This is a genomic window from Mucilaginibacter aquariorum (genome assembly GCF_024498135.1).
Classification (GTDB): domain Bacteria; phylum Bacteroidota; class Bacteroidia; order Sphingobacteriales; family Sphingobacteriaceae; genus Mucilaginibacter; species Mucilaginibacter aquariorum.
This window is the reverse complement of the sequence record NZ_JANHOH010000001.1, coordinates 2,257,812-2,272,260: the sequence shown is the minus strand read 5'-3', so window position 1 is coordinate 2,272,260 and position 14,449 is coordinate 2,257,812. Positions and strand designations below refer to the sequence as shown.

General features: G+C 41.4%; 12 protein-coding genes. 4 read left to right on the top strand and 8 right to left on the bottom strand.

The genetic code is table 11. The features are described from left to right. The 5 genes from NPE20_RS09815 to NPE20_RS09795 form a co-directional block, all read right to left on the bottom strand. Positions 1 to 804: a sensor histidine kinase gene (locus NPE20_RS09815; protein ID WP_256538443.1), complete on the bottom strand. Its 804-nt coding sequence runs from the start codon at positions 802 to 804 to the stop codon at positions 1 to 3. Then, positions 771 to 1,028, bottom strand: a complete 258-nt coding sequence (locus NPE20_RS09810) for a hypothetical protein (RefSeq protein ID WP_256538442.1) — start codon at positions 1,026 to 1,028, stop codon at positions 771 to 773. The genes NPE20_RS09815 and NPE20_RS09810 overlap by 34 nt, the downstream gene beginning before the upstream one ends. A gap of 461 nt (positions 1,029 to 1,489) precedes the next feature. Continuing rightward, on the bottom strand, positions 1,490 to 1,888 hold the full coding sequence (locus NPE20_RS09805; RefSeq protein WP_256538441.1) for a hypothetical protein: 399 nt from the start codon (positions 1,886 to 1,888) through the stop codon (positions 1,490 to 1,492). A 210-nt stretch (positions 1,889 to 2,098) separates the two neighbouring features. Beyond that, positions 2,099 to 2,311, bottom strand: a complete 213-nt coding sequence (locus NPE20_RS09800) for a YtxH domain-containing protein (protein ID WP_256538440.1) — start codon at positions 2,309 to 2,311, stop codon at positions 2,099 to 2,101. A gap of 69 nt (positions 2,312 to 2,380) precedes the next feature. After that, the gene (locus NPE20_RS09795) at positions 2,381 to 2,731 is read right to left on the bottom strand and encodes an MmcQ/YjbR family DNA-binding protein (protein ID WP_256538439.1); all 351 of its coding nucleotides are present in this window, start codon (positions 2,729 to 2,731) and stop codon (positions 2,381 to 2,383) included. 501 nt (positions 2,732 to 3,232) lie between these two features. Here NPE20_RS09795 and NPE20_RS09790 point away from each other — a divergent pair. Next, on the top strand, positions 3,233 to 4,246 hold the full coding sequence (locus NPE20_RS09790; protein ID WP_256538438.1) for an NAD-dependent epimerase/dehydratase family protein: 1,014 nt from the start codon (positions 3,233 to 3,235) through the stop codon (positions 4,244 to 4,246). A 57-nt stretch (positions 4,247 to 4,303) separates the two neighbouring features. Then, positions 4,304 to 4,492, top strand: coding sequence for a hypothetical protein (locus tag NPE20_RS09785; protein WP_256538437.1), 189 nt, complete (start codon positions 4,304 to 4,306; stop codon positions 4,490 to 4,492). Between the two features lie 131 nt (positions 4,493 to 4,623). Here NPE20_RS09785 and gldB read toward each other — a convergent pair whose 3' ends face one another. Then, the gene (gene gldB / locus NPE20_RS09780) at positions 4,624 to 5,673 is read right to left on the bottom strand and encodes a gliding motility lipoprotein GldB (protein WP_354003228.1); all 1,050 of its coding nucleotides are present in this window, start codon (positions 5,671 to 5,673) and stop codon (positions 4,624 to 4,626) included. Positions 5,674 to 5,740: 67 nt separating this feature from the next. Here gldB and NPE20_RS09775 point away from each other — a divergent pair, with 67 nt between their 5' ends. Continuing rightward, a complete protein-coding gene (locus NPE20_RS09775; protein ID WP_256538436.1) occupies positions 5,741 to 7,390 on the top strand; it encodes an NAD+ synthase in 1,650 nt (549 codons plus the stop codon). 172 nt (positions 7,391 to 7,562) lie between these two features. Then, a complete protein-coding gene (locus NPE20_RS09770; RefSeq protein WP_256538435.1) occupies positions 7,563 to 8,183 on the top strand; it encodes a DUF4136 domain-containing protein in 621 nt (206 codons plus the stop codon). A 71-nt stretch (positions 8,184 to 8,254) separates the two neighbouring features. On the opposite strand, the gene NPE20_RS09765 is transcribed toward NPE20_RS09770, so the two are convergent. Next, positions 8,255 to 8,485 (bottom strand): hypothetical protein, encoded by a 231-nt coding sequence (locus NPE20_RS09765; protein ID WP_256538434.1) that lies wholly within the window; start codon positions 8,483 to 8,485, stop codon positions 8,255 to 8,257. Between the two features lie 3 nt (positions 8,486 to 8,488). Further along, entirely contained in the window at positions 8,489 to 14,287 is a 5,799-nt protein-coding gene (locus tag NPE20_RS09760) for a DUF2341 domain-containing protein (protein WP_256538433.1), read from the bottom strand. Positions 14,288 to 14,449: the final 162 nt, after the last annotated feature.

The window sequence follows — 14,449 nt, the reverse complement described above, 5'->3', positions numbered from 1 at the left end:
TTAAGGTTTAGGTATCGGGCATTCAATTTTTATATAAAAACCCTTACCCATATATGGATCAAGGCTATAAGTGGCATTAATATTAAGCAACCGGCTTTCAATATTTTGCATCCCCATGCCTTTTTTTACCAGCTCTATATTTGCGGGTAAGCCTTTGCCATTATCGGCATAATCAATATATATATGATCGTTTTCGGTTCGCAGATCTATGTTTGCTTTGCTTGCGCCCGAATGTTTTATGGTGTTATTCAATAGTTCTTCTAAAACCCTGTAAAGTGCAGTGGAAGTAGATATTGGTAATTGCTCTAATACTTGTTTGGCATTGTTATCAAGCGTTATCTCTAACTTGCCCGATTGATTAATTATAGTACAATGCTCAGTTATTGCGGCGGCCAGGCCATAATACCTTAATGTTGTTGGCGATAGGTTATGTGAAATATTGCGTACATCCTTAACTATCTTATCTATTATAGTTTTGGTAGATTGCGTAAAATCCTGATGATTTTTATCTTCACCGCCGGTAGGTTTAAACATTTCAATAAGTAGCCTTAAGCCAGATACAGTAGTGCCTACATCGTCATGAAGATCTTGCCCAATGCGTTTACGTTCTGCTTCCTGCGATTCGATAATGGCTCCCAACAGTTCTTTCTGATGCTCTATTTGGGCTTGTTGAAATTTTTGGCGCTGTTTTAATAGTTTATTTTGGTTACGCACCGAGAAGAAAATGAATGACGCGACCAATAAAAAGGTCCCCGACATCCCTAAAAGCACTAATATGTAGATATTGTCTGTTGTGTTTTGCATTTATTAAATCCTACGGCAAATAAAATGTATTCAAATATTAGTATAGTATCGTGTATGCTCCAAACAAGCCGGTTAACCGCCTGGCTTGCACTAAGCAGGTAGTTTGAGAAAATAAACATAAATAAGCAGCTGGCATAGTAAAGTAAAATACCTGCGTTGATCCAGTTGAACTTATTATCTGTCCAGCTTTCTTCATCATTTGTTTGTTTTAAAATAAACAGCATACTAAACACAATCAACATAATAGCGCCTAACGGCCTTGTGTAAGTATTAAATTCGATTTTATTTTGAATAAAGAAGTAATTAATGACACATATAATTGTGAAAACAGCCATTAATACAGCAATAACCCTTCGTCCCAGTTTTTCAAAAAACTCACTGTAAAAAAGGGCAAGAAAAATGAACTCGAAAATAGTGTATATATTAATTAGCGTTATACTGTTGTACCCATGTTTTATAGCAATTAAATTGACCAGGTTTAGCGTACCTGAAAAAATCAGGAACCAAAAAATAATTTTAAAGGGTTTTGGAAGAGCCTGATAATTAAAAATTGCTATGAAAACCGGAATTAGTATAGTTGCCGGTACTATATAGTATGCGTATATAAGGTAAAAGTTAAACATTAATATATTTATAAGCCTTAAATATATTAAAGCTTATAAACATAAAGGGAATAAATATAAAATTAGGAGTCGGTGTCTAAGGTGTCTCCTGTTGATACCGGAGTGCACGTTGGCGGGCAGGCTGTAGTAACGTCATAAACATTACTGGTAACTTCCCCCATTCCTGATCCATAAATAGGGAGGGCAAGTACTTCATCATTTCCGCTAACAGGCACCAGCATCAATTTTGCGGTGAGGGGGTCTGTTGCCGATGTAAGCCCTATAAAAGCTTTCACATTTTCAGCATCAGGGTTATAGGTCAGTATGTTTTGAAAATCGATAATCGGTATTAAAAATGAACGGGTAACAAAATCCTGACCGGAGGTGTTAATATAGGTGCGCCAGTTTGCAGCCCATTCGCGTGCGGTAGAAACAGGGATAGTTCCATCAGGATCGGTAGTAGGGTTGTCTTCAATGCCCATGATTTTAAGTTTAGGTAATAGTTTCTAATTAGTATTGATTTAGTATACGGGGTAATTTAAAACCCATAAGCCAGAATCATAGCAATTTAATAAATTCAAACAGTATTTTTACCAACTTTTAATTAAAAAAAAATACAAAGGCGATAATAAGGATAAAACAAAAGCCATCCTATTTAATGGGATGGCTTTTGTACCACATTATAAGTAATATTACTGGCCGGATTGGTATCCGCCATCAGGCTTTGCCTGTTGCACTACCTTTTCTACCTTTTCGGTTGCATAGGTTTTAGCCTTGTCAAACCATCCCGGTGCGTCCTCGGTAATATCGTCAAGAATGGAACGGCCGTTAGGGCCTTTTTTTGTAATGTAGTTGATCCCATATCCAATGGCTGCCCCAACTGCTATGAATTTTAATAAGCCCATGATGATTAGTTTTTTAGTAAATGTTTATACTTAAATATTGCAACTATGATGCCAAAAGGAGTGAGTTTGTTACAGGTTATTCTCGTATTCGCTTATTAGCTTACCGGTAGCCCTGTTCCGCCATGCGGTAATCAAAAGCTCTTTCAGTTCTTCAGGGTCAACTTTATCCAGGCGCACCAGCATATAATCATAATTGCGATAGTGGTCGGTAATATAGTACGTTTCTGGATTGGCCTGCATCCATTTGTCACGTTCAAGGGTACCTAAAACTAAATTTTCGCCATCTTCTTTTATGCGGGTAAATATTTTCTTTTTTACATAAAAAGCGGGTGTGCCAAAACACATTTTTTCGGTAACCCCGGGTAAAGGCAACAGTGTTTTTCGCAAAAACTCGAGATATACAAATACACTGGGGTTCATATAAAGCAAGGTAAAAAAATTAACGCTCCTAAAAAGATTTTTTCCGTCTGGAATGGTTAGCCACAGCGGCTATTGTTGGTAGCTGCTGGTTTATCCGCCACAAAGTAGCTGGGGAATTAACTCAACACATAGTGCGTATGCTTCACCGCATTATGATGGATAATAAGCGGTTACCCCTAAAATTTATGGTTTTGAAAAAAAATAATGTGCCTTATATGCATTCCAGTTTTGGGCAAGGATAGAGCATTTATAACTGTATTACCGGTAAAAATGCAACGGAGATGACCTGGAATAGATTTTAAACTGGGGCAGAATGTAATTAATGGCGATGGATGGAGCAATGGATCCCACATGCGGCCTGGTTTTTGTAAACAGTGTCGGCAATGCGCAACCTCAAAGTGTTAAATAGCGTTTAAATACATATTGATACTAATTGAGATATTTGATAAAAAGTATTGTGCGCAGAATAATTTAAACTAAACAAAATTACTTATACAAATCATGATAACATCATTAGTAACCGGCGGCGCCGGCTTTATAGGCTCGCATGTAGCAAAACATTGTTTAAACCTTGGGCATAAGGTTATTGTATTAGATGACCTGAGCGGTGGCTTTGAAGACCATGTGCCCGAAGGTGTTGAATTTATCTTAGGTTCAATTAATGATGTTGAGCTATTAGAAAAATTATTTGCAGAGCATAAGTTTGATTATGTATACCACCTGGCGGCATATGCTGCCGAGGGGTTGTCGCACTTTATCCGCAGGTTTAATTACAATAACAACCTTATAGGGTCAGTGAATTTAATTAACCTGGCTATCCTTTACAAGGTTAAATGTTTTGTGTTTACTTCTTCTATAGCTGTATATGGTGCTGGCCAGTTGCCTATGCTGGAAAGCATGGTGCCACAGCCCGAAGACCCATATGGCGTTGCAAAATATGCTGTAGAGATGGATCTGAAAGCGGCTAAACACATGTTTGGGTTAAATTCTGTGATCTTTAGGCCGCATAATGTTTATGGCGAAAATCAAAACATTGGCGATAAATACCGCAATGTTATTGGCATTTTTATGAACCAGATAATGCAGGAAAAACCGATGACCATTTTTGGCGATGGCGAACAAACCCGCGCATTCAGTTACATTGATGATGTTGCCCCGCATATTGCTAATTGCGTAAATGTACCGGCAGCCTATAACGAGGTATTTAATGTTGGTGCCGATAGGCCGTATACAGTTAACGAATTGGTACAGGTTGTTGCCAAAGAGTTGGGCGTACAGCCAAAAGTTACCCACCTGGAAGCCCGTAAAGAAGTTATGCACGCGCATAGCGACCACTCTAAAGCAGCTGGCGTATTTGGTAACAGCAAAAACGTAAGTTTGGAAGAGGGTATAGCCAAAATGGCTGCCTGGGCAAAAGTAGTTGGCTCAAGGGCCAGCGCCGAGTTTGAGAACATTGAGATTGAAGAGAACCTGCCGCAAGGCTGGAGCAAGAAAGAAAAGGCGATTAATTCATAAAAACATTATAGCATTTTCGGTAAACATTTATATTTTTGTCGCAAATAAAAAAGTAAAATGGAATCATCAACGCAAAAAGCTAACGCAGAGGGACACTATATTTTATTAACCATTGCTGTTATTATAGGTATTGTAGGCGTGTACTTACGCTTTGCAGATTTTAAATATGCATCTGCAGCGGCTAACATCATTTTAGTAATAGGCGTAATTGTTACTTTAAAAGCAGTTTTTGCTATACTAAAGTAAATTCATAAAACTATATAAATGAAAAAGCGCTACCGGTTCGGTGGCGCTTTTTTTTGTGGATTTTATTTTTTTGTAGAGACGCGATACTTCGCGTCTACACTTATTGCAATCGAACACGAAGTATCGCGTTTCTACTCATTAGTATTCTTAGGCCTATACTTAGATTCATTCAATATCTTCTGAGCATCGCGGTCAGCCATTAATTGGGGCAGCGTAACATTGGGGTGTTTATCCATGTATTGCTTAACAATTTGCCAGCCTGTCCATACCGCCAGTTTTGGGGCCGAATCGTTTTTGTCACCAAGGCCGGGGGTAAATGGCGCCTCGTTCAGGTACTTTTGAATCTTTTGGAAATCGGTTTCATACAAAAGATTTTCCTCTAAAAAATATCCCCAAATGTTTGCCTTGAAATTTTCGCACCATTTTATTTGCTGCGCGGTATAGCCAATTTTAGTAGAATCGGGTACATCAGGCATCGTCTTATCCATAAAGTATAAAATCTTACCATTGTATATCATTTTTGATAATAACGAATTGTCCTGATCATTTTCCGGAAACATGTCTTCACGGGCAATGCCTTCCATAACACGTGGGGTGATGTTATCCGGTGTAAACCGCCGCGATATATAATGAGGAAAGCTTTCTATTAGCGCCGGATAAAAGCGTGAATCGGCACCCAAAAAAAGATCGAGACCTATGGCAAAGTAGCCATCGCCAATAGAAGTTTGTGCCTGAAAGCCCGAAATGTAGGCATAAACCTTTGGTAGCTTTTTTTGCGGGTAATAATATTTTATCCGGCGAAAAGCATCTGTTAGCTCAGCATCCTGTTTATCGGTGTTGGGATAAACGGCATCCACATCATGTTTTAAATCCGTATAAGCTTTCCCGGCAAACACATCATGCAGGTTTTTATAATAATTGGTATCGGCAGTACTACCTATCTTTATTATGCGTTCAATAAAGTCCTGGTAAAACACACCATATTTGTTTTGCATTACAGCAATTTGCGGTGTAAGTGGTTTTGTACGCAACAGGTCAAAATCCTGGTCGAAGCGTTCAATTTTAACATCAACAGGTATATTGCTTACATCAACCTTTTTATTGCGGTTGCAGGCAGTAAATACAAGGCATAGTAAAAAACTTAAGTAAATAAGTGTTGTTTTACATGAATAAGACATCATAAATAGCGTTTTAGCAAAAATAATTTTTTTATTTGCATTAAGGCGTAAGTGCCACAATTGTAAACGTATGAAGATAGCATTAGCCCAGCTTAATTATCACATCGGTAACTTCGAATCTAATACCAATAAAATTATAACCAGCATCCGCGAAGCAAAGCAAAACGGGGCCGATCTGGTTGTTTTTGCCGAGCTGTGTGTTTGCGGATATCCTGCCCGTGATTTTTTGGAATTTAACGAGTTTATTAGCCTGTGCGATGCGGCCGCTAAAAAAATAGCCGCTGAGTGTATTGATATTGCCTGCGTCATTGGCTTGCCAACACCAAATAATAATCCCGAAGGGAAGGATCTTAATAACTCTGCTTATTTTATTGAGAATGGTGAAGTAAAGGCTGTTGTGAACAAAGCGCTTTTACCTAACTACGACATTTTTGACGAGTACCGCTACTTTGAGCCCTCTACACAGTTTAACTGTATTGATTTTAAAGGCAAACGTATAGCATTAACTATATGCGAAGATTTATGGAATACCATTGAGAATCCGCTATATGTTACACGCCCAATGGATACACTTATAAAGCAAAACCCCGATGTGATGATCAATATCGCGGCATCGCCGTTTGCTTATAACCACGATGAAGAGCGTATTGCCATTTTGAGCGATAATGCCCGCAGATATAATTTGCCACTTTTATATGTGAACCACGTTGGTGCACAAACCGAACTGATATTTGACGGTGGATCTTTAGTGTTTGATAATACCGGTACCCTTGCTGATGAGATGCCGTATTTTACAGAGCATACCGCTTACTATACCTTAACCGATAATGGCGGTATTACATTTGAACATCCAACAACTTTGATAGTTAAACGTGAGAGCGATATTGAACAAATTTACCATGGGTTGATATTAGGCATACGAGATTACTTTTACAAATCAGGATTTAAGCAGGCCATATTAGGATTATCAGGTGGGATAGATTCTGCCGTTGTATGCGCATTGGCGGGCGAAGCGCTTGGGCCTGAGAATGTAATGGCTGTATTGCTGCCTTCAAAATTCTCCAGCGATCACTCCCTTAAGGATGCCGAAGATCTGGTGAAAAATCTGGGGTGCAAGTCTGAAACTGTTGCTATCGAAAAAATAACTGATGCTTTTGAAAGTGCATTACACCCGCAGTTTGCAAATTTACCTTTTAATATCGCGGAAGAAAATATACAATCGCGTAGCAGGGCAGTATTGCTTATGGCTATGTGCAACAAATTTGGCTACATCTTGCTTAATACATCAAACAAAAGCGAAGCTGCGGTAGGTTATGGAACGCTTTACGGCGATATGTGCGGTGGTATCTCTGTTATTGGCGATGTATTTAAAACACAGGTATTTCAATTAGCCCGGTATATAAACCGCGATCGCGAGATAATACCGGAGAATACCATTGTTAAGCCACCATCTGCTGAGTTAAGGCCCGATCAAAAGGATACCGACTCGCTGCCTGAATATGATACATTGGATGCTATATTAGTGCAATATATAGAACATCGCTGTTCATCGGCAGAAATAATTAAGCAGGGTTTTGCTGACGAGGTTGTACGTAAGGTACTCCGGTTGGTTAACTTGGCCGAGCATAAGCGCTACCAAACCCCGCCAATATTGCGGGTATCGCCAAAAGCGTTTGGTATGGGCAGGCGTATGCCAATTGTAGGTAAATATTTGACCTAAAAATGCCTTTTTTCGCCCAGTTTTAGGCCTAAAATGGGATGTTTTTGACTGATAATCACTTGCTTTTGGGTGCACTAAATATGGTTGTTTTTTTTATTTTTGATTTACTGTAAAAGCGATTAAACCTTTGCATACTAATAAGTCTAAGACATATAAATAATATGGTGAGGCGATGAAAAAAAACATCTATTTAATGCTGGCGGTAGCGGTTGTATCGATACTGTCGGCTTGCAGCAGCTACAATTACTACACAGCAGCAGCAAATAAAACCAACTTAAGTGCGTATCGCACATTTGCCTGGGCTGCCCAGCAAAGAAACCCTAACAAACAATGGCGCCCGCTTGATGAGATTGGTAACGGCAAATTACAGGAGGCAACAAAACAAGCTTTAATTAACAAGGGGCTTACCCTTGAGCAGCAAAACCCCGATTTGCTGGTGCGTTATGCAACGGTAACCGGGCGTGGAACTAAAACAGAATTTTATTCACCTTATTACGGCGGCTTTTATGGCGGCTGGGGCTATGGTGGCTGGTATCGCCCTTGGGGATATGGTTACGGTTGGGGCTGGGGCGGCCCATGGGGTGCCTGGGGACCACCAACCTATGGGCAAAGGGTGCATTATAAAGAAGGTACAATTATTATTGACCTGATAGATAGCAGAACCCAACAGGTGGTATGGCGCGGTTATGGTGTTGGCGAATTACATAACCCTAAACAAACTATGCGGGATATTCCTAAAGTGGTTGAGGGTATAATTAACCAGTTACAATTAACACCGGTTAGGAAATCATAAAATATCATAATAGGTAGTAAAAAAGGGATGCAATTTGCATCCCTTTTTTGTTTAACATGTAAGTATGAAAACTATACGGTAAGCGCCTTTTGTTTTTGATGTAATTTATAAGCGCCAAATATAACGGCAGCAATAACTAAAACATATACCCAGGTATCGAGCGGTAAATAGCACCCATTAGGGTTATAATCGGGGTTACTTGGGTCATCAGAGCAGGGATTAGGGTCGGGGTCACTCGCAAAGGCTGTAACTGTGCTAAGTATAAAAAATAGAATATTAACTAAAAGGCGTCTTGTCCACATATCTTAAATTTTGATAAACTTACCGGTAAGTATTATTTTTTTACTGGCAAGGTCAGTTAGTTCAACTGTATAACTACCGGGGGTTAATGATGAAATATCCTGCTGTCCGGTAGTTGATGTAAATGTACTATTTTTCATTAAAATACCCATTGCATTGAAAATCCTTAACCGTACCTGCGATTTTATAGGTTGATCTAATTTAAACTGTATAGCGTTAGTTGCCGGGTTAGGGAATATATTAAATGTGCCGCTGCCGGTGGTAGTAACAATAATAACGTTCGAATAGGTTATCTGCTCATTACTATCAACTTGTTTTAAACGGTAATAAATATTTGCAGCGCTATTATTCGTATAAATGTCTTTAAAAGCATAAGAGCCCTGCGAGCTCGACTGCATATTTTTTACAGCATCAAAGGTTATACCATCTGTGCTTTTTTGCAGTTCGAAAGAAGTGTAATCGTATTCGTTTAAGGTGCTCCAGTTCAGCAGTATATCCGTACCGGCCCTTGTCCCTTTAAACGAGATCAGCTGATATGGCGGCAGGGATTTTTTCCGGATCACAATTTCAAACCTGGTGCTGCCGTATGTTTGGGGGTTAGATTTATCCAGGTTAAATTTATAGGTATCGTTTGCCCTTATATCAAGCGAGTCTTTTTTGAAATGGTCCATCAGCCACACGTCATAAGCGGGAGGTATGCCGCTCAAAGCAGTTTTTTTGATAGTGTATAAGCCGCTTGTATTATCATTGACGCTTAAAAATATGGATGTTTTTTGTTTTTCGAGTGGCTGGGAAGCCAAGGCTACCTGGTGGTTATCGGCAGTCATTGCACTCAGAAATACGGTTTGTCCGGCCCCGTTAAAATCATCGGCGTCTTCCATCTCGTCATACTCTTTCTTATAAGTATCAAGGAATCTTATATGGGCGATATCATAATTGGCGCTATCCTGTACCATTTTAAGGCTTATAATTGGGGGGTGGGTACCCACTGGCAGGCCTAACAGCAAAACCGATGGCTGGCCGGTTGTTTTTAAGCTTTCGGTAAAGTTTACGGATGCGCCGGCCGCGGTAGCTTTTACAAAAAAGCCCTGCCCGCTGGCAATTGATATGGCCGACGGGGCTACCATAACACTATTGGCGGTTGACAGGTAGGTATACACAAAACCGGTTGTATTGGTATAGGGAGTACCCGCGCCGCTGCCTGTGCCGCTTGGCAGGAGTATGCTTGAAGGATAGGGGTTGCCAAGCTGGTTCCAGTTATCGCCGCCATTCATAAGCAACGGGTAACTAAAACTACCCTGGTTAAGCACGCCCACCTGTAAACCAACCACATTGGCTTCCGGAGTAGCATAGATCCCACCGACGCGTGTGAGCTTATTTCCACCTGCATCGGTTCTGTTGCCCCTGAAGTAATAATAAAAGCCCGACCCTACGTTATATGACGAGGTGATGGAAGTCGGCCAGGTAAAAAGTTTGGTAAGTGTATTGTAAAGTAATATCGTATAGCCTGTGCCGGTATCAAATCCGTTAGTAGCCCCACCCGGACTTACCACAAACATATTGGTTTTAAGGCTTGCGAAATTATAGGTAGCGGCGGCCGTAACCGGTATTGTTCCCGAATTATTTACAGGCGAGCTCATTAAGCGCCAGCCCCTGTTAGCCGCAGCCCCCCCGGTAAACCAGCGCTCTACTGTAACGTTGCCGGTAATGCTTTTAGCGGTGGTGGTTATTTCGGCCACGCGGGCGGTAACGGTGCCCGAGCTTTTGAGGGTTAAGGCGCCGCTGCCGGCATTATCTACCGTTAAGCTGCCGTTGGTTAAGGTTAAGGTGTTATAAAGGTCTACAGGGCCGCCGGTTATTTTTACCTGGCCGGATGACGCCGTATTGTTAACCGTGATATTACCAAACTGGGCTGTGCCCGCTGTTGCGTTGCCCTGATAAAGTTGAGGGGTAAAAGTTCCGTTCCATTCAATTGTTGATGCATTTGTTACACTTGCTGCATTTATACGGCCGCTATTATAAACATTACAACCAATGGTGAGCTTTTTACCGTTCAAATCAATATTTGCACCCGAGGCTACGGTGAGGCCATAAAAAGCAGCATCTACAGATAATACGGGATATCTTGTAAGGCCGGCCGGAATTATAATACTTGCATTGGCATTTGAAGGTATATCGCCTATAATGGCCTCGGTAGTATTTGTCCAGTTGGCAGGAGTTGTCGCGTCGGTAGTTGTTGCACCTGTCCAGGTATAAGTTAAGGCCCCCGGGATAGCAGCAGCGGTAGCATGATTTGTTGTAACAGATGCGCTGTAGTCGGTAAAAGTAAGAGGGGCTGTTTGGTTGGTGTATTCTGCTTTTATCCAGTTGGGGCTTTTTATAACATTTGATATCCGCACTTCATCCATTAAGCCGTTATAAAAATTTTCATCTGTTACACTACGATGATCAATGCCTATAGCAACAACGTTACCTCCTACAGGGGTTATTGAGGGGGCTGTTTTAGTTAGTACTGTAGTTGCGGCAACGCTGTCCAGGTAATTTTTAAAAGTAGTTCCGGTAAAGGTTCCTTGTATATAGTGCCAGCCGGTAGTAACTGTTCCGCCATCGCCCAGGTTACCCACTGTTGTTATTAAATTAGTACTTCTTGTTTCGGTTTCAATAACATTGGTTTTTACTCCCAATTTATATCCCGTACCATAATCTAACTCGTTTGAAACTACTTTATTATCACCGGCCGGGTTAGTAACGTTAACCCATGCCGATAAGGTGAAGGGGCCTGTAATAGTTGCCGTTTTGTTAGTAATGATCTTGGCAGTACCATTAAAGCTGTATCCGCCACCGGTAAGGCCGGCGGCTAAGTGAATTTTATCATCAGCTGCGGTTACATTTGTTGCAACACCATCCACATGGTTATTTGTGGCATCTAAAACAGTGGATGTAGGGCTTTCATTAAAATGATATACAGCCAGGTAATCAGATGGCCAGGTATTACTATAAAAAGTGGCACTATGCGCCGGGGTTAGCGATCCAAAGTAAAAGCTTAAAGTATTATTTGTTGCAGCGTATAAAGTTGGTATTTTAACCCACACAAGTAAGGTGCCTGTAGTTTGATTATAACTTTCAACTTGGTAGTTTAACTCTGTTGAAGAGGTAGGGTCTAAGAAGGCGAAATCATAATTTGTACCAGCGCTTCCATTGTAATTACCGGTGGGATACTGTACTTTATTACTACAGGTGTTAGTGATAATTAAGGAGTTATCCTGGATATAAACAAGCGCCGGAAAGTTAGTCTGATCTTGTGTTATGCCTAAAGTAGAGCTCTTTAATGTCAACTGCTTTTTAAAGGCATAACCGCTAAAGCTTGCAGCACTTACCGCCACTTTTTGGGTGAACGTAGCCTGGCAGCCATTTGCGTTTGTTACTGTAAGTGTAATTGTTTTTAAGCCTGAAGTACTCCAGTTAACAGTATACGGCCCACTGCCTGTTAAACCTGTAGGGGTAGGGGTTCCGCCGTCAAAACTCCATGCGTAAGATACAGCGCCCGAACCCGTATAGGTAAAAGTAGCATTCGTATTAACATCTACGTAAGAGGGCGCTGTAAATGTGGCGGTTGGCAACGCATTTACCACGGGGCTGATAGTAGCAGTACTTGTACAGCCCGATGCGACAACGGTTAATGTATACCCGCCTGTTGAGGCACTGGTAAAAGTGGCTGGGTTTGTTGTTGATGTATTCGCCGGATTTGCTATATCAACCCAGCTATAGGTTGCACCCGGAATGGCTGGTGTTGTTAATGTAATTGGGCTGCCCGCGCAAACAGGAGTTGCATTGCCAATAATATTTACATTGTTGGTTGTAATTACCTCTGCAGCGGTAAGTTGGCGATCGTATATTGCAATGTCATCAATTTTACCGGTAAAGAAATAATTTGTTGGCTGGCTTGTCCATCCGTTTACATTGTCATAACCTATACGCCAGTAACCGGTAAATGCTTGGCCCGTGGTTATTGCTGCATTCTGTGCCTGCAAGGCATTGTCTACATACATAATGGAACCGGCAGCACCAACTGTTACAACCACATGGTGCCACAAACCATCATTATAGGCCCTGGTTGTATTAATTGTTTGCACGGCGCCATTGTATAAGCCGAAATATAGCTGGCCCGAATTGTTCATATATATATGACGGTCATACTGGCCACTTTGGCCGGTTTGCTGGTTTCCAAAGCCTATTAATTTGCCACCGGCAACAGTAGTATTAAACCATAAGCTTATACTATAAGCAGTTGGGTTAACATACTGTTTAGTAGTTGTAACGTATTGGGTACTGCCATTAAAACTGTAGGCGCTGTTTGCGGTTCCAAATCTATCGGTAGTAGCGGTGGGGCTGGCTTGTAGTGTTCCGGTGTTTAAATTGCCCGATATATCACTGGCATCGCCGCTGAATATATACGACAAAATTGCCCCGCTTAATGGTGAAGAAACAACAGGGTTTACAGTAGCTGTTACGGCTGTCCGGGGCGAGGAAGTACTTGACACGGTATAATCTACGTAAAAAGTAGTGGTTAGGGCAAGTGCAGGTGCGTAAGTTGCTGTAGTATTAACCAGCGTACCACCGGTTGCCGCGGTGTACCAATTATAAGTGCCACCAGAAGGGCTCCCGCCCGATGCGGTCATTGTAGGTACTGTACCCGCACCGCATATGGCAGCAGGGGTGGTAACGGCAGGGCCTACGCCTATGCTTACAGTTGCCGCGGCACTGACGGTAGCATTCCAGGCAGTAACCGTGTAAGTGGTTGTTGGTGAAGTTGCAGTTGGGGTGCCGCTAATTTGCCCGTTGGCGACGTTAAAACTTAAACCTGCCGGTAAGTCTGCGTTGATGAAATACCCCCCTGTTGGCGTAAATTTGTATACCGCGTTGGTAAAATAACTGGCTGCAAATATATTTCCTTTACTATCAACAGCAACTCCTTCGGGATCAGAAACGGTCAAGTTCTTTAGCAGGGTACCGGCTTTGTTATATACTCTAACACGGTTAGAGCCCGAGTCGCCAATATAAAAGTTGTCGGCATTGTCTAAATAAATAGCCCATGGGCCGCTAAAGCCGGTTAACACCGTAGACTGATAGGTTCCGGCTGCGTTGTATTTGGTAACGTTCCCGGTAAGGTTATTTAATGAATAAATATTACCGGCTGCATCAACGGCCACACCGGTTGGGTCGCTGACGTTTGTTGTTATGGTAAGAAGGGCGGCGCCGCCTGCAGTGCTGTATTTTCTTATAAAATTGTCATTAATTGTGCTGATATAAAGATTATTGGATGCATCGATAGTGATGCCGGTGGGATTGCTAAGTCCGCTGAGTATGGTAGACTGATAAACCCCTGCTGAATTATATTTATATACCGTCCCGCCGGTAGAATTTACCACATAACCATTGCCAAACGAGTCAAATACCATTGCAATAGGGCTACTTAAGGCAGGCGCACCTGTGCCATAATTACCTAAAGATGTTCCCGCAGCATTGTATTTACTTATGGTGCCATTATTATAATTTGCCACATAAAAATTACCTGCTGCATCTACGGCTATATTGCTTGGGCCACTGGAAGTAACTGAAATTGTAGTAGCCGGCCCATAATTATATGCCGTTACACCAGTAGTGGTGGGTGTTAAAGTAGTAATGGCGGTACTAACAGTATATGCACCGGGCGATGTATAAGTAATAGTAGGCTGGGCAAATGCGCAAATAGTAGTGAGCAGTAAAACTGCTGTAAGCAAAAGATTATGTAGGTATATCTTCAAATTACGGAGACTTTTTGCGCCCAAAAACAATGGAATACTAATTATTCAAACACTATGATGTATACGATAAGGACGCTTATAAGGTTATTTAATAGTTAAAAGAGTTTTCAACATGTTAAATAATAGTTAGGAGAGAGTATTAACAGGCAATCACAATGCTTG

Bases quoted from the DNA above. Each gene is read 5' to 3' on its own strand.
- NPE20_RS09770 (WP_256538435.1), top strand. From the start codon at position 7,563: ATGAAAAAAAACATCTATTTAATGCTGGCGGTAGCGGTTGTATCGATA.
- NPE20_RS09765 (WP_256538434.1), bottom strand. From the start codon at position 8,485: ATGTGGACAAGACGCCTTTTAGTTAATATTCTATTTTTTATACTTAGC.
- NPE20_RS09775 (WP_256538436.1), top strand. From the start codon at position 5,741: ATGAAGATAGCATTAGCCCAGCTTAATTATCACATCGGTAACTTCGAA.
- NPE20_RS09800 (WP_256538440.1), bottom strand. From the start codon at position 2,311: ATGGGCTTATTAAAATTCATAGCAGTTGGGGCAGCCATTGGATATGGG.
- NPE20_RS09815 (WP_256538443.1), bottom strand. From the start codon at position 804: ATGCAAAACACAACAGACAATATCTACATATTAGTGCTTTTAGGGATG.
- NPE20_RS09790 (WP_256538438.1), top strand. From the start codon at position 3,233: ATGATAACATCATTAGTAACCGGCGGCGCCGGCTTTATAGGCTCGCAT.
- gldB (WP_354003228.1), bottom strand. From the start codon at position 5,673: ATGATGTCTTATTCATGTAAAACAACACTTATTTACTTAAGTTTTTTA.
- NPE20_RS09795 (WP_256538439.1), bottom strand. From the start codon at position 2,731: ATGAACCCCAGTGTATTTGTATATCTCGAGTTTTTGCGAAAAACACTG.
- NPE20_RS09810 (WP_256538442.1), bottom strand. From the start codon at position 1,028: ATGCTGTTTATTTTAAAACAAACAAATGATGAAGAAAGCTGGACAGAT.
- NPE20_RS09805 (WP_256538441.1), bottom strand. From the start codon at position 1,888: ATGGGCATTGAAGACAACCCTACTACCGATCCTGATGGAACTATCCCT.
- NPE20_RS09785 (WP_256538437.1), top strand. From the start codon at position 4,304: ATGGAATCATCAACGCAAAAAGCTAACGCAGAGGGACACTATATTTTA.